Origin of the sequence: Halorussus sp. AFM4, from assembly GCF_051194995.1 — an archaeon.
In the GTDB taxonomy this organism is placed as follows: domain Archaea; phylum Halobacteriota; class Halobacteria; order Halobacteriales; family Haladaptataceae; genus Halorussus.
In genome coordinates this window covers 249,717-269,352 of the sequence record NZ_JBNTJT010000006.1, presented here as the reverse complement: position 1 = coordinate 269,352, position 19,636 = coordinate 249,717, and the positions used below count along the sequence as shown (strand labels likewise).

Below are 19,636 nucleotides of genomic sequence, written 5' to 3'. Positions count from 1 at the left end.
GATGGTCGGGGGAGAAGTACGGCCACCGGGAGTCGATTCGGCGGCGGGGCTTAAGTCGCGTATCGTCGTACTGGACGGCATGACCGTCTACGAGACGGACGTGCCCGGCGTGGGTCGGAAGTTCGAGTACGAGGTCGACGGCGACGACCGTCTCGTGGTCCTCATCCACCACGACGGCCGGCGCGAGGTGTTCCGCCGGCGGTCGGCCGAGGCCGACAGCGAGAAGCTGTTCGAGCTCGACGACCGCCAGGCCCGGGAGTTCGGCACCCTGCTGGAGGGGGCGTACTTCCAGCCGGTCGAGCACGACACGGTCCAGGTGCCGCTCGGCGACGGGATCATCCGGTGGCACGACGTGGGGACCGACTCGCCGGTGGTCGGCCGGTCGCTGAGCGACTGCGGCATCCGCCAGCGCACCGGCGCGTCGGTCATCGCGGTCCAACGCGGCGAGGAGACGGTGGCCAACCCGTCGGCCGACTTCGAGCTCGCCGCCGGCGACGTCATCGTCGCGCTCGGGACCCGGGCCGAGCAGGAGACGCTGGCCGACCTCGTGGCCGACTGATGGCCGAGGTGCTGGTCGAACTGGGTATCGCCTTCACCGCCCTCGCCGTCGCCGGCGCGCTCGCGGCGCGGGCCGACCAGTCGGTCATCCCGGCGTACATCCTGGCGGGCGTCGTGGTCGGGCCCAACCCGCCCCGGTCGCTGGGGCCGCTGGACCTGACGCTGGTCTCGCACCTGGAGGTCATCGACGTGGGCGCCGAACTCGGCGTCATCTTCCTGCTGTTCTTCCTCGGGCTGGAGTTCAGCCCGGACCGGCTGCTGGCCCGCCCGACTCGGCTGCTCGGCGTGGGCGCGACCGACTTCCTCGTCAACTTCGGCGTCGGGCTGGGGCTGGCCGCGGCGTTCGGCTTCCCGTGGCTCACCGGGCTGTTCCTCGCCAGCATCGTCTACATCTCCTCGAGCGCGGTGGTCACGAAGGCGCTGGTCGAGCGCGGCTGGATCGCCGACCCCGAGAGCGACGTCATCCTCGGGACGCTCGTGTTCGAGGACCTGCTCATCGCGGTCGTGCTCGCGGTGCTGACCGCGGTGGCGCTGGGCGGGGGCGGAATCGCGTCGGTGGCGGCGTCGGTCGGCACGGCCGCGGCGTTCCTGCTCGCGCTGGCGGCGGTCGCGGCCTACGGCACCCCGTACGTCGAGCGGCTGCTCTCGGTCGAGGCCGACGAGCTGTTCCTGCTGTTCGCGGTCGGGCTCACCACGCTGGTCGCGGGCGAGGCGCTCGCGCTCGGCGTCAGCGAGGCGGTCGCCGCGTTCTTCGTGGGCGTCGCGTTCGGCCGGACCGAGCACGTCCACCGACTCGAGGACGTCGTCGGACCGACCCGGGACCTGTTCGCCGCGGTGTTCTTCTTCTCCATCGGGCTCGGAACCGACGTGACCGCATTCCTCGACGTCGGCGTCCTCCTGGCGGTCGCGGTGGTCGCGACGTCGCTCTCGAAGCTGGCCAGCGGCGTGCTCGGCGGCCGGTTCTACGGCCTCAACCGGCGGCGCTCGCTCCGGGTCGGCGTGGGGCTGGTCCCCCGCGGGGAGTTCTCGCTGGTCATCGCCTCGCTGGCGGCCGGCGCCGCCGCCCGGATCCCCCGGACCGACGAGCTGACCTCCTTCACCGTCGGCTACGTGCTCGCGATGAGCGTCCTCGGGACGGTGGCGATGCAGTACGTCGACGTCCTGACCGCGTTCCGGGGAGAAACGGACTGAACGCGGTCGGCCCCGCCCGGCCGCGGGGGCTCTACTTCCACTTGATGGAGCAGCCCCGCGAGGGCATGAACTCCAGGCCGACGTCCTCGCCGGCCAGCACCGCGTCGATGGCGTCGTCGACGTACACCTCGGTCGCCTCGTCGTCGGGACTGAGCGCGTCGTCGAGCCGGCCGTGGTACGCGAGGGTGAACCTGCCGTCACCCTCGTTTCTCAGCAGGAACGGGTCGGGCGTGCAGGCCGCGCCGTAGGCCTCGGCGACCGCCTGGGTGTCGTCCCGGAGGTAGGCGTCGTAGCGGATCGTCCCGTCCTCGACCAGCTCGACCATGTTCTCGTAGGAGTCGTCGGGGTACTCCACCTCGTCGTTGGGGTTGACGCCGACGACCGCGGCGTCGTCGTACGTCTCGGCCAGGTCGTTCAGCAGGTCGAACTTGGCCCGCGCGTACGGGCAGTGGTTGCAGGTGAACACCAGCAGCACGGCGTCGTAGTCGGCGAAGTCCGACAGCGAGCGGGGCTCGCCGTCGGTGTCCCGCAGCTCGAAGTCCGGGACCGGTTCGCCGCGCTCCAGTTCCTCCTCGGACTCTCGCAGCACCATACCCGGCGATTGGTGGGCGAGCGAGAAATAGCTTGGTCATCGCGGTCGGTGCCGGGGAGCCCGGTCACGCCGCCAGTTCTATCTCCTCGGCCGCGAGCCGCTCGTCGACCCGCTGGATGTACTCCGAGCGCACCGCCACGAAGTCGTCGCGCCCGGGGTCCCCGATCCAGAACCGGACCGCCAGCGTGACGGCGTCGGCGCCGAGGTCGGTCGCCCGGACCGTCGGCTCCGGGTCGGCCAGGATGGCGGGGTGGCCCGCGGCCTCGGCCAGCAGGAGCGCGGCGACGTCGTCGACGTCGTGGTCCCTGCTGACGCGGAACTCGTGGGTGACTCTGAGTCGGTCGCCCGCCACGGGGTTGGTGACCTCCCCGTCGGTCAGCGTCGAGTTCGGTACCGTCACCAGTTCGTTGTCGAACGTCCGGACCCGCGTGACCCGGAAGCTGATGTCCTCGACGACGCCCTCCTTGTCGCCCCACCGTATCCAGTCGCCGATGTTGAACCGCTCGTCGGCGATGATGAACGCGCCGCTCACCACGTTCGACATGAGGCTCTGGGAGGCGAGGCCCACCGCCAGCGTGAACGCGGCGGCGATGGTCGCCGAGGCGCTCAGCAGGTTGCCGAGTCCGGCGGCGCTGAACGCCACCGTGAGCCCCACGAACCAGACCAGCACCCGGACGAGCCGCTGGACCGGACGCTCGACGGTGGGGCCGACGCCGCGGGCCGCGAGCAGTCGCGCGACGATCGGTCGGACCGCGAACCGACCGACGGCCGTGACGACGGTGAACGCCGCAGCGAAGAACGCGACCCGGAGCGCGAGCGCGACCGCGAGCGACGTCAGGTCGGGGACGAGTTGCAGCGCGAACACGGCTTCGCCAGGCCCCGATTTGGACGGCTGGCCGTGTTAAGCTACTGGCAGGGCGGCCCGGGGTCGACCGTCGGCGCACCCGGAATCGAATTACGGCCGGCCGTCTCGGGAGGCGCCCGACGTGGAGTTCACGAGCTGTCCGGTGCCGCGTTTGCTCCCGCGGACTGTCCGTCGCGCTCGGTCGGGCCGTCGTCACCTGCGACTCCGGTCGGCGCCGTCGCCGTTCGAGTCGTCGCCGACCGCCTCCTGGACCCTCTCGATGCCCTCCCTGGCCTTCTCCTCGCTCACGCTGGTTCGCTTGCCGACCTGCTCGGCCACCTTGTCCTCGTGTCCCTCGACGAGTCCGAGCAACCGCCGGAGCTTGTCCATCACGCCCATTGTACCTGGACTGCTCTCCCGCGCGTCCGAAAAACTGGTGGCCGTCGACGAGCGCGGGGAGCAGAACTCAGCCTGCGATTCGCCGGCCGGCCAGAGAACGGAGACCGCCGACCGCCCTCAGGCGAGCGCCTCGACCGCTTCCGGCGGGCCGCCGGGGAGCTCGTCGCGGTCGTGGGGCGCCTCGAAGTCGAGGTCGGGCCCCTTCGGCACGATGCGCTTGGGGTTGAGGTCGGCGTGGCTCCGGTAGTAGTGCTCCTTGATGTGGTCCATGCGGACCGTCTCGGCCACGCCGGGCGTCTGGTAGAGGTCCCGGAGGTACGGCCAGAGGTTGTCGTAGTCCGAGATCTGGCGGACGTTGCACTTGAAGTGGGTGTGGTACACCGCGTCGAACCGGACCAGGGTGGTGAACATCGCGACGTCGGCCTCGGTCAGCCGGTCGCCGCAGAGGTACCGCCGGTCGGACAGCAGGTCGTCGTACCGGTCGAGCGCGTCGAACAGGTCGGTCACCGCCTCGTCGTACGCCTCCTGGTTCCCCGCGAACCCGGCGCGGTAGACGCCGTTGTTGATGGGCTCGTAGATGTCCTCGATGGTCTGGTCGACCTCGTCGCGGTAGCCCTCGGGGTAGAGGGTGACGTCGCGCTCCGCGACGTCGTCGAACGCCGTGTCCAGCATCCGCATGATCTCGGCGGACTCGTTGTTCACGATGGTCTCGCGCTCGGTGTCCCAGAGCACCGGCACCGTCACCCGGCCGGTGAACTCGGGGTCGGCCGCGACGTAGGTCTCCCGGAGGTAGTCGAAGCCGTTGACCCTGTCCTCGGTGCAGCCCTCCTTCTCCGGGGTGAACTCCCAGCCGTCGTCCTCCCGGTAGGGGTCGACGACCGAGACCGAGATCGCGTCCTCCAGCCCCTTGAGGCTGCGCGTGATCAGCGTCCGGTGGGCCCACGGGCAGGCGTACGAGACGTAGAGGTGGTACCGGCCCGCCTCGGCCGGGAACGCGGCGTCGGGGTCGGCTTCGACCCGCTCCCGGAACGACGTCTCCTGCCGGTCGAAGTTGCCCTCCTCGTCGGTGGACTCGTAGGCGTCCACGCGCCACTCGCCGTCCACGAGCATGTTCATAGGCGGAAATAGGCCGCGAGCGCCTAAAGGACCACTGCCCGCGGCAGGCCCGACCGAGACCCTCGCCGGTCCGACCGGTCACCCGGCAGAGGGATCGCGGGCCGGGCGCCGCGGCTGCGTCGAGGAGTTTCAAAGCTATGGCCCAACCTTTCTTAATCGTGTAGTCCTCAGGATAGCGTATGGTAGCAGCTGGGGAGCTCGTACTGACGGCTGTAATGGGGGTACTTCTGGCCGCGGTCGCGGCCTACATCCTGAACGTCGAGGACTGGCGGTCGTACACGCCGCTCTCCGGCGGGGGCGGGGGCGGCTACGGCGAGGGCACCGAGACGGGCCACGAGGAGAAGCCCGGCGGACTGGCCCGATGGCTCACGACGGTCGACCACAAGGACATCGGCATCCTCTACGGCATCTTCGGCCTGACCGCGTTCGCGTGGGGCGGGATCGCCGTCCTGCTGATGCGGACCGAACTCCTGACGCCCGAGGCCGGGTTCATCGGGGCGAACTTCTACAACTCGCTGCTGACCTCCCACGGCATCACGATGCTGTTCCTGTTCGGAACGCCGATCATCGCGGCGTTCGGCAACTACTTCGTCCCGCTGTTGATCGGGGCCGACGACATGGCGTTCCCCCGGATCAACGCCATCGCCTTCTGGCTCCTCCCGCCGGGCGCGCTGCTCATCTGGGCCGGGTTCTTCTTCGCGCCCATCGCCAGCATCGCCATCGAACCCGCCCAGACGGCCTGGACGATGTACACGCCGCTGTCGGTCGAGCAGACCAATCCCGGCGTCGACCTCATGCTGCTGGGGCTCCACCTGACGGGCGTGTCGGCGACGATGGGGGCGATCAACTTCATCGCGACCGTCTTCACCGAGCGCGGCGACGACGTCGGCTGGGAGAACCTCGACATCTTCTCCTGGACCATGATCACCCAGTCGGGGCTCATTCTCTTCTCGTTCCCGCTGCTGGGCAGTGCGCTCGTCATGCTGCTACTCGACCGTAACTTCGGGACGACGTTCTTCTCGACCGAAGGCGGCGGGCCCATCCTGTGGCAGCACCTCTTCTGGTTCTTCGGCCACCCCGAGGTGTACATCCTGGTGTTGCCGCCGATGGGACTCGTCAGCCTCATCCTGCCGCGGTTCGCGGGCCGGAAGCTGTTCGGGTTCAAGTTCGTAGTGTACTCGACACTGGCCATCGGCGTGCTGAGCTTCGGCGTCTGGGCCCACCACATGTTCGCGGTTGGGATGGACCCGCGGATCCGCGGGAGCTTCATGGCGGTGTCGCTGGCCATCGCTATCCCGAGCGCAGTGAAGGTGTTCAACTGGATCACCACCATGTGGAACGGCCGGCTTCGCATGACCGCGCCGATGCTGTTCAGCATCGGGTTCGTCCAGAACTTCATCATCGGCGGCGTGACGGGCGTCTTCCTCGCGTCGGTCCCGGTCGACCTGGTGCTGCACGACACCTACTACGTGGTCGGACACTTCCACTTCATCGTGATGGGCGCCATCGCGGTCGCCGGCTTCGCGGGCATCTACTACTGGTTCCCGATGGTCACGGGCCGGATGTACCAGCGCACCCTCGCGAAGTGGCACTTCTGGACCACCATGATCGGGAGCAACGTGACGTTCTTCGCGCTGCTCGTCCTGGGCTACGGCGGCATGCCGCGCCGGTACGCCACCTACCTGCCGCAGTTCACTGACCTCCACGTCATCGCGACGGTCGGGGCGTTCATCATGGGCTTCGGCCAGCTGGTCTTCGTCTGGAACATCGTCACCTCGTGGCTGGAGGGCCGGCGGGTCGAGTCGGGCGACCCGTGGAACCTCGAGGACGACGGGCTCAAGACCAAGGACTGGGCGTGGTTCGAGCGCAAGCGCGAGACCGCCATCACCGACGGCGGTGAGTCGACCGACGAGTAGCGCGAGTCGGTCGGTAGGGGCGGAGGTCGCGACCGACGGCTACTCGCCGGTTGCGAACGGGCCGACCTCGTCGACCGGGATCACCGAGTAGTCGACCGTGAGGGTGTCCTGGGTCGCCCGGATCTTGCCGACGAACGTCGAGATGTCCTCGAGGCTCCCCTCGAGGATGAACAGCTCCATGCAGTAGTGGTCGCCGACGTGGCTGTGGACGTTCGAGGTGACCAGCCCCTCGTACTCGTGGCGGAGGTGGATCATCCGTTCCTCGACCACGGAGTTCTCGTAGCTGAACAGCACCGTGACCACGCCCATCAGTTCGCGGTCCTCGAGCTTCTTGTCCTCGAACTCCCCCAGGAGGTTGCGGGCGGCCTCGCGGAACACCTCGCTCCGTCCGGTGTAGCCGTGCTCGTCGGCGAACTCGTCGACGCGGTCGAGCAGTTCGTCGGGCATCGAGATGCTGACGACGGTCATGTTGTTAACCGAGCGGCGCGAAAATGATAGCTCTTGTTATCGACCGCCGCCTCACGGGGGTCGAGTTGCTAATCTCGGGGGCCTGCGTCGGCCCGACCGCCGGCCCGTCTCACAGCCGCTCGACGCACTCGCGCATGAACCCGTCGAGCTGGCGGGCCACGTCGGTGTCGAGCGCCACGACGACGCCCCGCTCCTGGCGCAGCGGGAAGTGCAGCACGACCGCCTCCTCGAACGACCGGACGGTCCCGTTGAACCCGTCGTAGGGGAACGCCCGCTGCTCGCGGGCCCGCGACTCGTTCCGGAGGTGGTCGATCGCCCGGGCGATCTCGGCGTCGACTCCCTCCCGTCGGAGGTCGGGTCTGACGTACTGGACCTCGTACCCCTCGGCGTGGTAGCGGTAGACGCCCCGGAGCGACGCCCCGGTCGAGTCCCGGACGAACGCCGTCAGTTCGTCGACGCCCGCGCGCGGCATGATGATAAAATCACTACTGGGGAGTTATAAATTTAGTGGCGGATCCGGGGTCCGCCTCACCCCTCCCGGCGCATCGCCTCCGGGTCGCCGAGGACGCCCCACGGCCGGTAGGTCATCACCAGGATGACCAGCAGGCCGATGACCAGCAGCCGGAGGTTGGTCACGACGCTCTCGAACGGGACGTAGTCCCTGAGGAACCGGGGCAGCTCCAGCAGCACCGCCAGCAGGAGCCCCCCGAGCACCGCCCCGCGGTTGGTCCCGCTACCGCCGACGATGACCGCGATGTAGACGTAGAACGCCCACCGGGGCGAGAACTGGCCGGGGACCAGGAAGTTGAGCTGGAGCGCGGTGATCGTGCCGGCGGCGCCCATCACCATGCTCCCGAGCACGAAGCTCTGGGTCTTGAACGCGAAGGTGTCCTTGCCGACGCTCTCGGCGACCCGCTCGTCCTCCCGGACCGCCTTCAGCACCCGGCCCCACGGGCTGTCGACGCCGGTCTCCAGCAGCCAGTAGGTAACTCCGAGCAGGGCGAGCGCGACCCCCAGCAGGACGACGTTCGCGTAGTCCATCCCCAGGATGGGGTTCGACACCGAGAGCCCCCGGGCGCCCTGGGTCAGCCACTCCTCGTTGGTCAGCACCAGCCGGATGACCTCCGCGAGCCCGAGCGTGGCGATGGCGAGGTAGTCGTCCCGGAGCCGGAGCGTCGGCAGCGCGATGAGCAGCCCCACCGCCCCGGCGGCGAGCGAGCCGGCGATCACGGCGGGCGCGAGCGGGAGCGGAATCCCGCCGACGTCGACCCAGAGGTACGGCAGGTTCAGCCCCAGCGCGGTCGGCGCGCTCGGCGGCTTGGTGACCACCGCCGCGGTGTACGCCCCGATGCCCCAGAACGCGGCCACGCTGATGTTGAACAGCCCGGTGTACCCCCACTGGAGGTTGAGCCCGAGCGCCAGTATCATGTAGACGACCGCGAACGTCGCGACGTTGACCAGGAACGCCGGCAGGCCGGTCAGGCCGGCCAGCGGGGCGAGACCCCCGGCGAGGTCGGCGGCGGGACCGGCGACGGCCGGCCCTGCCATCACCACTGCCCTCCCGCGATGCCGTCGGGCTTGACCAGCAGCACGCCGACCAGGATGAGGAACGAGACCGCCGCCCGGTAGCTCGCGCTCACGCCCGGAATCGCGATGGACATCTCCTGGGCGATGCCGATGACGTAGGCGCCGACCATCGCGCCGTAGGGGCTGCCGATGCCCCCGAGGATGACCGCGGCGAACGCCACCAGCAGCACGTTGAACCCCATCCGGGGCTGGATGACGCCGGTCTGGACCCCGAGGAACGCGCCGCCGACCGCCGCCAGCGCCCCCGACAGCCCCCAGGTCGCCCGGAGCACCCTGTCGGTGTCGATGCCGGTGACCTTCGCCAGCGACCGGTTGTCCGCGGTCGCCCGCATCGCCACGCCCATCTTCGTCCGGGTCAGGAACAGGTGGGTCGCCAGCGCGAACAGCGCCGCCACCGCGACGATGTTCAGGCCGTCCCGGGTGAGCCGCAGCCGCAGCACGAGGTCGTACCCGCCGACCGGGACCGTGGCGTCGACGAACTGGATGCCCCGCCGGAGCGGCAGCCCGTACGACCGGAGCCGGTTGGTCCAGACGATGCGGATCAGGCTCCGGAGCACGAGCGCCACTCCGATGGTGACGACCAGCAGCACGATGGGCGAGGAGTCGCGGTGGCGCACGAACAGCACCCGGTCTAACGCGACTCCCACCAGCGCGGTGGCGACGACGCTCACCCCCACCGCCGCCGCGAACGGGAGTCCGAGCGTGACCTTGGCGACGAAGGCGACGTACGCGCCGATGGTCAGCAGCTCGCCGTGGGCGAAGTTGGCGAAGTTGCCGATGCCGTACAGCAGCGACAGCCCGACCGACGCCAGCAGGACGATGCTCCCGAAGACGACCCCGTTGGCGAACAGCTGGAGGAGGGTAGCCATCGCTGGCGCCTACCCCTGCGTCGCGGTCGCGCCGCCGGCCGTCGTGGTTCCGCCGCCCGCGTCGCGCTGGACGTCGAGGAACCCCTGCATCCGGTAGTCGCCGTTCGCGAACCGCCACCACCGGTAGGTGCCGGGCACGTCGCCGGCCTCGTTGAGGTCGATGGAGCCCGAGACGCCCGCGTAGTCGATGTCGTTACCGGCCTCGAGTTCGGACTTGGCGGCCTCGAACGACGAGACGGTCGTCCCCTCGGGCTTCGAGACCGGGTAGATGGCCTCCCGGAGCGCCGACCCGGTGAACTCCTTGGCCCGCTGGACGGCCATCGCCGACAGCATCGTGGCGTCGTAGGAGTAGGCCGCCCAGACCGTCGGCTTCTGGTCGTACCGCTGCCGGAACGCCGAGACGAACGACTGCCAGCCCTCGCTCTCGGTCGGCGCGCTCGGGGTGGTCCCGATCATCCCGTTCAGCGCCCGGGCCGGGACGTTGTTCTTGATGGGATCGGCGAGCGTGCTCTCGGCGCCGACGTACTGCACCCGGTCCTTGATGCCCATCTCGAACGCCTGCTTGGCCATCGTGGTGAACGACTCGGGGTAGGCGACGAACATGATGGCCTCGGGGTCGCCCCGCATCGCCTGGTTGAGCTGCGGCCGGTACGACGACTTCCCGGAGTTGTACGGCACCTTGTTGGTGACGGTGCCGCCCCGGGACTCGAACGTCGTCTGGAGCACGTCGGCGAACCCCCGGCCGTAGTCGTTGTTGACCATGATTATCGACGCCCGCCGGATGTCCCGGTCAAGCGCCAGCTGGGCCATCGCGGCCCCCTGGAACGCGTCCGAGGGCGCTGTCCGCAGGACGTAGCCGTCGTCTTCGAGGTTCGTTATCTTGGGGCTGGTGCTGTGCGGGCTCACCTGCACCACCTGGTTCGGAATCGTCACCGACCGGGCGATGGCCATCGTCACCCCGCTGGAGACCGCCGCGATGAGGAGCGGGACGCCCTCCTGGTTGACGAGCTTCTGGGCCGCGCTGACCCCCGTCTGGGGCGAACTCGCCGTGTCCTCGACCGACACCTTCAGCGTCCCGCCGTCGCCGATGCCGACCCGGTTTATCCGGTCCAGCGCGAGGTTCATCCCGCGCCGGTGGCGCTGGCCGTACACCGCGAGGTCGCCGGAACTCGACACCGCGGATCCGATTCGGTACGTCTGGCCCTGCTGCAGGAGGCCGGTCGCGGTCGCCGCGACGCCCCCAGCGCCGAGCGCCGCCAGCACCGACCGTCGTGTGGTATGTGTTTGCATTTCCCCCACCAACGGCTTGGTCAACCCTCTCCGCCTAATACCCTTCGGTGCTGCGACAGGTCCGGGGCCCGGACCGGCGGATAGGTTCCGGCTCGCGTGTCACGCGCGGCCGAACCGGGCGTCGTGGTCCAGTTCGAGGTTGATATCCGAGACGAAAAATCGCGTTCTCCCCGCTCACTGCTCCTGGCTGGGCGTCGTGAACGGGATGGTCGCCGCGGTCCGTTCGGTCACGGTCGCGGTCCGGACGATGAACGACAGCAGCAGCGCCAGCGGCAGGAACCCGACGGTCACGGTGACCGGCAGCAGCACGTGGGCGTACTGCAGCACCGGCGTCCCCTTCTGGGCGGTGAACGCGAGCAGCGCGAGCACCGAGACCAGTTCGGCGGGGATGCCGGCGTACAGCAGGACCCGCGACAGCGACGACAGCTCCTCCTGGAGGTACAGCGACTTGAAGTACTGGCGGGCCACGTCGACCTTCTGGAGGTGCTCGATCAGGTTGTCCAGCGCCTCCATCACCGACTCGGGCAGGTCGTCGCCGTGCCGCGCGCGGATCCGCCGGATGCGGTTTATCTCCTGGGCGTAGTTGGTCGTCAGCGTCACCGACAGCACGTCGAACGTGTTCGACCCCGATGCGTCGAGGACGTGGAGCACGTTGTCGGCGTGGTCGGTCAGCGCCTCCACCACCTCGTCGACCTCCGAGCGGGTCTCCCGGCCGACCGCGCCGAACGTCATCCCGCCGATGCGCTGGGCCTCCTTGCGGGTGTTCTCGAACAGGAGCTCGAGGAAGCCAAGCGGCTTGACCGGCGCGATCTCGCCGGCGTGGTCCTCGACCTCCTCCCGGTACTCGATGACGTTCTGGATCTCGGACTCCAGCGACCCGGGCGTCTCGAGCTCGCGGCCGAGCAGCAGTTGATTGATGGACACCACGACCGTGACGAGCGTGAGGTTCCCGCTGATGAGCGCGCTGAACATGTAGAACGTCGGCTGGTCGCGCTGCAGCGGCACCCAGCCGAGCCGCTCGACCGCGACCACCACGACCAGCACCAGGCCGAGGACGCCGCCCGCCACCACCAGCCGGTTCCCGTCGAGCAGTATCCACTCCCGGAGGCGGTCCTTCTTCGCGGTCGGCCCGGCGGCGTCCGACAGCCGCTCCGCGCCGAACGATTCGGTCTCTCCGGCCTCGTCCATCCGGGATTCGGTACGGCCGAGAGACGGAAAACGCCGTCGGGCGCTCCTCGACCGACGACCGGCTCAGCCCCGGACCCGCGCGAGTAGCGTCGCGGCCACCAGCGCGACGAGCGCCGCGCCGACCCCGAATCCGGGGACGTCCGGCGCGCGCGGGCCGAGGCCGTCGTCGCCGTCGGCGCTCGTCACGCCGAGCGAGGCGGTCCGCCCGCCGACCTCGACGGTGTAGTTCCCGGCCGCGTTGACCTCCCGGACGAAGGTGACCTCCGCGGTCCCGCCGGCGGGCACCGTCACGTTCTTCGTCGCCACCGCGTCGCCGAACAGCCGGAGCGTCACCGCGCGCTCGCCGGGCTCGCCGCCGGTGTTCTCGACCGTGGCGGTGATCTCCACGCGCTGGCCCGCCTCGATGGTCGACCGGTTCAGCGACACGTCGGTCACCGACGTATCGGCCGGGATCGTCTCCCTGACGGTGAGGTTCCCGACCGCGGTCCCGCCGACCGCGACCCGGTAGGTCCCGGCGGCCGGCGCCGGCCCGGACAGGGTCACCTCGGTCGACTCGCCCGCGGGCACCTCGACCGTCTCGGAGGCGACCGCGGTCCCGTCGAGCGTGAGGTTCAGCGTCGCGCTCCGGGCCGCGGTGCCCCGGTTCTCGACGGTCGCGGTCACCTCGACCGGGTCGCCGGTCGCCACCGTCCGCCCGGCGAGCGCCGCGTCGGCCACCGCGAGGGGTCGGTTCGCGCCGACCGCGAGGGTCCCGAGCCCGTGCGCCGTCGCCTCGATGCGGTAGCTCTCGTCGGTCGCCGCCACGACCGTCGCGTTCACGCGCCGCCACCCGTCGTCGTACCGGTAGACCGCGACGTCGTCGCCCGACGACAGCGCGCCGAGCGCGGACCGGTTCACCGCGAACTCGACCGTGGCGTTCGCCACCGCGGCGTCGCGGTACCGCGCGCCGAGGTCGAGGTAGGCCAGCGTCTCGTCGGGCGCGTCGAGTCGGGCGACGCCGTCGGGCGGCCTCGCGCTGGCCGCGGTCTCGAAGGCGACGTGGGTGTCGTCGCCCCGGAGGTCGACCGCCAGGCGCTCGAAGCCGACGCCGGTCCGGTCGGCCGCGTCGCTCTCGGGCAGGTCGGCCTCGACGGTCTCGTCGCCCCGGGCGTTGCGCACGTCGACGAGCGCGCTGTTCGGCCCGGTCGCCTCGGTCTCGGTGACGACCGGCGGCGGACCGAGGCTCGCTCCCCCGCCACCGCCGGAGTCGCTCAGCGCTTTCCGGTTCCCGGACGAGTCACCGTCGCCGGACTGCGGCGTGTCCCGCTCGCCGACCGCGATGCTCGCGGACGCGCTCGCGGTCTGACCGTCGTCGTCGACCGCCGTCACGGTCGGCTCGTAGGTGCCGGAGCTCTCGTAGGTGTGCGAGACCGTCGGGTCGGAGCCGTTCCGGTCGACCCGGCCGTCGCCGTCGAAGTCCCAGCGGTACTCGGCTATCTCGCCGCCCTCGTCGCTCGACTCGCTCGCGTCGAGGGTCACCGACTCGCCGGCGGTGGCCTCGCCGGGCGCCGAGAGCGCCGCGTCGGGTCTCGCGGTCACCGTGACGCCTCGCCAGGCGGTCTCGTTCGTCCGGCCGGCCGCGTCCCGGACAGTGAGTTTGACCGAGGCGTTGCCGACCCCGTCGAACGAGTAGCTCGCCGTTCGCCCGGACCGGGTCTCCGTGTTCCCGCCCTGCCGGAACCGCCAGACGTAGTCCAGCGGCCTGCTGCTGTCGCTCGCGGTCGCCGACACCTCGAGGCTCCCGCTGACCGACACCTCGGACGGGACGGTCACGCCGTCGATGGTCGGGTCGCTGCCGGCCGTGACGTTGACCGCCACGCTGTCGGTGGCGGTGTTGCCGTTGTTGTCGGTGACGGTCAGGTTGACCCGGTACTCGCCCGGCGACTCGAAGGTGACGTTGGCGCCGGGGGTGGCCGTCCCGCCGTCGTCCTCGGTCACGGTGCCGGCCCCCGAGGGCGTGCTCCACTCGTAGGTCTCGACGCTTCCGTTCCCGTCGCCGCTCCCGCTCCCGTCCAGGGGTATCGGCGCGCCCGCCTCGACCTCGGTCGGGGATGCCGCCGCCGCGGCGTTCGGGTCGTCCTGCGCGACCACGGTGACCGTCCGGTTGACGGTGTCGGTCCGACCGGTCCCGTCAGTCGCTCGGAGCGTGACGTCGTAGGTGCCCGGCGCGTCGAACGCGTACCGGACCCGTTCGCCGGTCCTCGCCGTCCCGTCGACGGTCCACTCGTAGCCGCCGATCGCGCCCGAGTTGTCGGAGCTGGCCGAGCCGTTCAGGGTGATCGTCTCGCCGGCGACGACGTGGTCGGCGTCGCCCGCGTCGTCGTCCACCGAGAAGTCGGCGGTCGGCGGCTCCCCGGTCAGAACCTCGACCGTCGTGGACGCCTGTCGAGTATGGCCGCCGGCGACCAGCGTCACGGTCACTTCCATGTTCCCATCGGTCTCGTAGGCGTGAGAGGTCGTCGCGTCGGTGGTGTTCCGGTCGACCCGGCCGTCGCCGTCGAAGTCCCACTGATACCGGTCGGCACCGCTCTCGGCGGTGAAGGTGACGTTCAGGCCGACCTCGGTGGTGTTGGTGCTGGACTCCAGGCTCGCCCCGTCGATGCAGTTCGCGCCCCGCTCGATGACGACCGACCGGTCCATCCGGAGCCGTTCCACGGTACCGTCTGAGTCGCCGTGCCCGGTGTTGTTCCGGACCTCCCACGCGTCGACGTTCCGGAACGACTCGGGTTCGATGGTGACGCTCTCGCCCTCCGAGAGGTTCTGGAACCCGCGGTACGCGCCGCCGTCGTTGCCGCCCGGTCCCCAGTACCAGTTGACGTTGAACTCCCCGCCCGAGAACTCGCGGAGCGGCCGCGACTCGTACTCGGCCTCGCGATGGCCGTAGCGGGTCCCGTCGGCGTCGGTGTACACGTCGTCCATGTTCTGCCGGGGGTACATGTCGTCGATGTAGGCCCACTCGCCCTCGGGGAGGTTCCGGAACTGCCACGTCGCCTGGCCGCCCCCGGGCGAGTCCACGTGGAACCCGTCGCCGGAGACGTTGCCGTATATTCCGTTGTACTTCCGGTGGGAGGCTGTCGGATACGCCTCGCTGTTCAACCGGTCGTGTCTGACGACGAGGCTGACCTCGCCGTTGGCGTTCTCGTAGAAGAACATGTGGCTCTCGCCGTTGTCGGACCAGTTGTAGAGTCCGTAGGTGCCGTAGTTCCAGATCTCGTACATGTACTGGGTGTTGAGATAGGGCGCGTAGTACTCGGTCTGTCCGCGTCCGTCGTCCTGGTACCGGTAGTCCATGATGGACTCGATGGTCTCGAACCCGTCCCAGTCGGGGTCGCGGTACGGCCCCGTCACGTCGCCGATCGTGTTCGTCCCCCGCTTGACTACCTCCGGGACCATCTTCGGGTGGTCGTGGCTGTACGGCCTGATCTCGTAGCAGACGTCCGTGCCGGGCTGCCGGACCGTGTACACCGGCCCGTCGTCGTGGTCGGCGCTCGCCGTCCCGACCGGTCCGGCGACGTCGGCGGGCAGCGCCGACGCGACCAGCAGCATCGTCAGCGTGAGGCTCAGAATCGCGGTTCTATCGAGGGTCATCTCGCGCTTACCGACCGTATCCCGGTATTTCCCTTTGTTATGGCCTCTCTGCGCCGAACGTTGGCCGGGGCTACGGACGCGTAGCCGTCGCGTACGCTCAGAACACGATATCGCCGTACAGTGACAGGTGTCGCCTGCGCGGCGCGCGTCGACCGACTCCTGACGCCGACCGCTCACCCGGCAGCGGCTTCACCCGCGGGACTGCCGACGGAACGGGCAGCAGTGAGAGAAAGGGAAGAGTCGCGTCGCTGCCCCGACTCACTCGCGCTGGACCTCGATCTCGTTGCCGGAGAACTCGTTGTTCGTGAGGGTCACGCTCTGGTTTATCGCGGAGACCCCGACGAGGTTCTGCTCGACGGTGCTGTTCTCGACCGCGACGTCGGTGGCGTTCTCCAGTCGGACCCCGTAGGCGTTCGAGTAGGTCCTGACGTTCCGGACCGTCGCCGACCCGCTCTCGACGAGCACGCCGGCGTGCCAGTCGTCGAGTTCGACGTTCCGCACCACCACGTTCCTGGCGCCGACGACCGCGACGCCCTTGGTGTGGCTCACGCCGCGCCCGTCGACGAGGTGGCCGCCGCCGTCGAGCGTCACGCCGTCGGCGGTGATCCTGATGCACGCCTTCGAGATGGGCGTCTTGCCGCCGTTCTCGATGTCGGCCGTCAGGACGTACTCGCCGGGCCGGTCGATCGTCGTGCAGGAGTCGATCCTGGTCTGGGTCGCGTCGGTCGCCGCCGCGCCGGGGAGGGTCGCGGCCGTCAGTACCGCGCCGCCGCAAACCGCGAGCAACGCCGCGGCGAGAACGCCCAGCGTCCGGAGGTCTCGGAGAGTCACGGTTGCGGCCACGACCGTCGGGTAGTTATAGCCTCTTGCCGGTTCACGCGCGAACGGTGGCGAACGAAACGGTAAGCGGGAGCTAACCCGGCGCTGTGCGGTCGTCTGCCGGTCACCCGCCGCGTCCGCTTCGTCGCGACTGCTTCCGTGGCGTAACCACTACGTCGACATCACGCCGCATCGCCGTGACGACGGGCTCGCCGTCTCGGCCGCATCGCAGTGGCGGCCGGCGTCCGCACCCCGGCGGCCGGCGGTCAGCGCCGCGGGTCTCAGATGCCGCCGGTCCGGCAGTCCTCGCAGACGGCCACCTCGGCCGAAATCTCTCCGTCTCCGTGACCCACCGGCAGGACCGTGATCGGAACGTACTCCCGGCAGTACGCACAGCGTTCGATGGCCGCGATTCCCGTGTCCATACCTCCCTCTCATACCCCCACTACTCAAATTTTACTCCGACTGTCAGCCGATAGATGTAAATCTTGTGGCCAGTTGTCGGAAAATCAACGTGGATTTCAATGTATAATTCCTATGTTTTATAGCACAACTCGTTTATTCGCCGTGTCCCTACGGGCGTCCGATGACTGACTCGCAGGACGCCGTGGACGCCGACCCGCCGGACGAGGACCCCGCCGACGCGGTGGACGCAGCCATCGCGGACGCCGAGCTGTCGGCCGAGGACGACGTCGACTCGCCGGACCGGGAGCCGGGAGACGTCGACTCGGCAGGCGGAGACGCCGACGCCGTCGACGTCGAGGACTTCCACGACGCAGTCGAGCAGTACGGCCGGCCGGTCGTCACCGCCGAGGAGGTGGCCCGGGCGCTCGACCGCTCACAGGCCGAGACCGACGACGCGCTGGCCGGTCTCTCGGAGGGCCGGGGCGTCGAGCGGCTCGACGTCTCGAACGACCCCGTGGTCTGGTACCCGACCGACTGGGGGAAGCTGGCCGACCGCGAGCGCGTGGTGGTGTTCCCGAAGCGCCGCGAGCTGGTGGTCGACCAGCCGACCCAGTTCACCCGGGCGCAGCTCTCGCAGTTCGCCCACTTGGTCGACACCACCCGCGACGGCGGGTACATGTACGAGATCCGCCAGGAGGACGTCTGGGCCGCGCCGTTCGACGACTTCGAGGGGCTGCTGGGCACCGTCCGGGACGTGCTGCCCGACCGGTCGCCCCACCTCGAGGAGTGGATCGAGAGCCAGTGGAAGCGCGCCCGGCAGTTCGTCCTCCGGACCCACGAGGACGGCTACGTCGTGCTGGAGGCCGCCAGCGAGGACCTGATGGGCAACGTCGCGCGCCAGAAGCTCGACGAGAGCCACCTCCGGGCGCCCATCTCCGACACCGAGAGCTGGGTCGCCGAGGAGTCGGTCGCCGCGGTCAAGCGCGTCCTCTACGAGGCCGGCTACCCGGTCCGCGACGAGCGCGACCTGGAGACCGGCGAGGAGCTCGACGTCGAGCTCCGCCTCGACCTCCGGGACTACCAGCGGGAGTGGGTGAACGAGTTCGTCCGGTCGAAGTCGGGCGTCCTGGTCGGCCCGCCGGGCAGCGGGAAGACGGTGGCGGGCATGGGCGCGATCGAGGCCGTCGGCGGCGAGACCCTCATCCTGGTGCCGGGCCGGGAGCTCGCCAGCCAGTGGCACGACGAACTGCTGGCCCACACCACCCTGACGCCCGACCAGATCGGCGAGTACCACGGCGGGACGAAGGACGTCCGGCCGGTGACGATCGCGACCTACCAGACCGCCGGGATGGACCGCCACCGCCAGCTGTTCGACAGCCGCGAGTGGGGGCTCATCGTCTACGACGAGGTCCACCACGTGCCCTCGAAGGTGTTCCGGCGCTCCGCGGACCTCCAGAGCAAGCACCGGCTCGGGCTGTCGGCCACGCCGGTCCGCGAGGACGAGAAGGAGGAGGAGATCTTCACCCTCATCGGCCCGCCCATCGGCACCGACTGGGACGCGCTGTTCGAGGCGGGCTACGTCCAGGAGCCGGAGGTCCAGATCCGGTACGTGCCGTGGGACGACGAGACCTACCGCCACGAGTACGGCAGCGCCGAGGGTCACGAGAAACGCCAGATCGCCGCGAGCAACCCCGCGAAGCTCGACGAGATCCGCCACCTCCGGGCCGAACACCCCCACGCGAAGGCTCTCATCTTCGTGGAGTACCTCGACCAGGGCGAGCAGCTGGCCGAGGCGCTCGACGTCCCGTTCATCTCGGGCGAGATGCGCCACGCCCGGCGCCAGCACCTGCTCCAGGAGTTCAAGTCGGGCGACCGGGACACCCTCGTGGTCTCGCGGGTCGGCGACGAGGGCATCGACCTGCCGGACGCCGAACTCGCGATCGTGGCGTCGGGGCTCGGGGGCTCGCGCCGGCAGGGCGCCCAGCGCGCCGGCCGGACGATGCGCCCGACCGGCAACGCCCGGATGTACGTGCTGGCGACCCGCGGAACGACCGAGGAGGACTTCGCCCGCCGCCGGATGCAGCACCTCTCGGCGAAGGGCGTGCGGGTCACCGAGCGGAGCGCGGAGGCCGTGGAGGACCGCCGGCCGTAATCGGAATTACGCACGCGAACGCCGGGGATAACTCCGTTCTCCCACTCCACCGGCGTTCGCTCGACTGTCTTCGATGTCCGGCGCGTGCTGGCGCGGGCCACGAGTGACGGCAGTAGCTCGCTCCCCCTGTCGTCCTCCAGTGATAGCTTCCACCATCACCCGGCCAGTCACCACCCGCATCGCCTTCCGGGCATCCACCTCACCCACGTCCGACGTTTAAGTCGACCGCCGTACAACTCCGACTCGCATGACCGAGAGCCCGTTCGACACCACCTTCCGCGTCGGCGAGGTGGTCGACGCCGAGTCGTTCCCCGAGACGAACAAGCCCGAGATGGCGATCCTCCGGATCGACCTGGGCGACGAGGAGGTCCAGTCGGTGGCCCAGACCGGGTACAACTACGACCCCGGCGAGCTGGTGGGTCGACAGGTGCTCTGCGCGACGACCCTCGGGTCGGTCCGCATCGCGGGCGAGAAGAGCGAGGTGCTGACGGTCGGCGTCCCGGACGAGGACGGCCACCCGGTCCTGGTCGGCCCCGACGAGGACGTCCCGCTCGGCGGCGAGCTGTACTGACGCGCCGGGCGGCGTCTACTCCTCCACTCCGCGACACCGCGTCG

General features: G+C 69.8%; 18 protein-coding genes. 5 read left to right on the top strand and 13 right to left on the bottom strand.

Annotated features, from left to right (window positions below):
• Positions 1-79: 79 nt before the first annotated feature.
• Together ACQUQF_RS23835 and ACQUQF_RS23830 are read left to right on the top strand one after the other, a co-directional pair.
• The gene (locus ACQUQF_RS23835) at positions 80-559 is read left to right on the top strand and encodes a cation:proton antiporter regulatory subunit (RefSeq protein ID WP_435181889.1); all 480 of its coding nucleotides are present in this window, start codon (positions 80-82) and stop codon (positions 557-559) included.
• On the top strand, positions 559-1,749 hold the full coding sequence (locus tag ACQUQF_RS23830) for a cation:proton antiporter (protein WP_435181888.1): 1,191 nt from the start codon (positions 559-561) through the stop codon (positions 1,747-1,749). Before ACQUQF_RS23835 ends, ACQUQF_RS23830 begins: the two co-directional genes overlap by 1 nt.
• A gap of 31 nt (positions 1,750-1,780) precedes the next feature.
• Here the strand turns inward: ACQUQF_RS23830 and ACQUQF_RS23825 are convergent, their stop codons facing one another.
• From ACQUQF_RS23825 to ACQUQF_RS23810, 4 genes are all read right to left on the bottom strand, one after another.
• Positions 1,781-2,341, bottom strand: coding sequence for a thioredoxin family protein (locus ACQUQF_RS23825; protein ID WP_435181887.1), 561 nt, complete (start codon positions 2,339-2,341; stop codon positions 1,781-1,783).
• Positions 2,342-2,405: 64 nt separating this feature from the next.
• On the bottom strand, positions 2,406-3,206 hold the full coding sequence (locus tag ACQUQF_RS23820; protein WP_435181886.1) for a mechanosensitive ion channel family protein: 801 nt from the start codon (positions 3,204-3,206) through the stop codon (positions 2,406-2,408).
• A gap of 192 nt (positions 3,207-3,398) precedes the next feature.
• Complete coding sequence (locus ACQUQF_RS23815) at positions 3,399-3,584, bottom strand: hypothetical protein (RefSeq protein WP_435181885.1); 186 nt, start codon at positions 3,582-3,584, stop codon at positions 3,399-3,401.
• 117 nt (positions 3,585-3,701) lie between these two features.
• Positions 3,702-4,700, bottom strand: a complete 999-nt coding sequence (locus ACQUQF_RS23810) for a glutathione S-transferase family protein (protein WP_435181884.1) — start codon at positions 4,698-4,700, stop codon at positions 3,702-3,704.
• A 215-nt stretch (positions 4,701-4,915) separates the two neighbouring features.
• Here ACQUQF_RS23810 and ctaD point away from each other — a divergent pair, with 215 nt between their 5' ends.
• Positions 4,916-6,616 (top strand): cytochrome c oxidase subunit I, encoded by a 1,701-nt coding sequence (gene ctaD, locus ACQUQF_RS23805; RefSeq protein ID WP_435181882.1) that lies wholly within the window; start codon positions 4,916-4,918, stop codon positions 6,614-6,616.
• A gap of 39 nt (positions 6,617-6,655) precedes the next feature.
• On the opposite strand, the gene ACQUQF_RS23800 is transcribed toward ctaD, so the two are convergent.
• The 9 genes from ACQUQF_RS23800 to ACQUQF_RS23760 form a co-directional block, all read right to left on the bottom strand.
• Positions 6,656-7,084, bottom strand: a complete 429-nt coding sequence (locus ACQUQF_RS23800) for a CopG family ribbon-helix-helix protein (protein WP_435181880.1) — start codon at positions 7,082-7,084, stop codon at positions 6,656-6,658.
• 109 nt (positions 7,085-7,193) lie between these two features.
• On the bottom strand, positions 7,194-7,556 hold the full coding sequence (locus ACQUQF_RS23795) for a DUF7522 family protein (RefSeq protein WP_435181878.1): 363 nt from the start codon (positions 7,554-7,556) through the stop codon (positions 7,194-7,196).
• A 56-nt stretch (positions 7,557-7,612) separates the two neighbouring features.
• Entirely contained in the window at positions 7,613-8,632 is a 1,020-nt protein-coding gene (locus ACQUQF_RS23790; RefSeq protein WP_435181877.1) for a branched-chain amino acid ABC transporter permease, read from the bottom strand.
• Positions 8,632-9,540 carry a branched-chain amino acid ABC transporter permease gene (locus ACQUQF_RS23785; protein WP_435181875.1) on the bottom strand — a complete coding sequence of 303 codons (909 nt, stop codon included), beginning with the start codon at positions 9,538-9,540 and terminating at the stop codon, positions 8,632-8,634. Before ACQUQF_RS23785 ends, ACQUQF_RS23790 begins: the two co-directional genes overlap by 1 nt.
• Positions 9,541-9,549: 9 nt before the next feature.
• Positions 9,550-10,830: an ABC transporter substrate-binding protein gene (locus tag ACQUQF_RS23780; RefSeq protein ID WP_435181873.1), complete on the bottom strand. Its 1,281-nt coding sequence runs from the start codon at positions 10,828-10,830 to the stop codon at positions 9,550-9,552.
• Positions 10,831-11,004: 174 nt separating this feature from the next.
• Positions 11,005-12,018 (bottom strand): hypothetical protein, encoded by a 1,014-nt coding sequence (locus ACQUQF_RS23775; protein WP_435181871.1) that lies wholly within the window; start codon positions 12,016-12,018, stop codon positions 11,005-11,007.
• Positions 12,019-12,081: 63 nt separating this feature from the next.
• Positions 12,082-15,645, bottom strand: coding sequence for a PKD domain-containing protein (locus ACQUQF_RS23770; protein WP_435181869.1), 3,564 nt, complete (start codon positions 15,643-15,645; stop codon positions 12,082-12,084).
• A gap of 258 nt (positions 15,646-15,903) precedes the next feature.
• Positions 15,904-16,476, bottom strand: a complete 573-nt coding sequence (locus ACQUQF_RS23765) for a NosD domain-containing protein (RefSeq protein WP_435181868.1) — start codon at positions 16,474-16,476, stop codon at positions 15,904-15,906.
• A 269-nt stretch (positions 16,477-16,745) separates the two neighbouring features.
• The gene (locus tag ACQUQF_RS23760) at positions 16,746-16,889 is read right to left on the bottom strand and encodes a hypothetical protein (RefSeq protein ID WP_435181867.1); all 144 of its coding nucleotides are present in this window, start codon (positions 16,887-16,889) and stop codon (positions 16,746-16,748) included.
• A gap of 161 nt (positions 16,890-17,050) precedes the next feature.
• Between ACQUQF_RS23760 and ACQUQF_RS23755 the strand changes: the two genes are divergently transcribed.
• Both ACQUQF_RS23755 and ACQUQF_RS23750 read left to right on the top strand, forming a co-directional pair.
• Positions 17,051-19,021 carry a DEAD/DEAH box helicase gene (locus ACQUQF_RS23755; RefSeq protein ID WP_435181865.1) on the top strand — a complete coding sequence of 657 codons (1,971 nt, stop codon included), beginning with the start codon at positions 17,051-17,053 and terminating at the stop codon, positions 19,019-19,021.
• 247 nt (positions 19,022-19,268) lie between these two features.
• Positions 19,269-19,592, top strand: coding sequence for a tRNA-binding protein (locus ACQUQF_RS23750; RefSeq protein ID WP_435181863.1), 324 nt, complete (start codon positions 19,269-19,271; stop codon positions 19,590-19,592).
• Positions 19,593-19,636 lie beyond the last annotated feature (44 nt).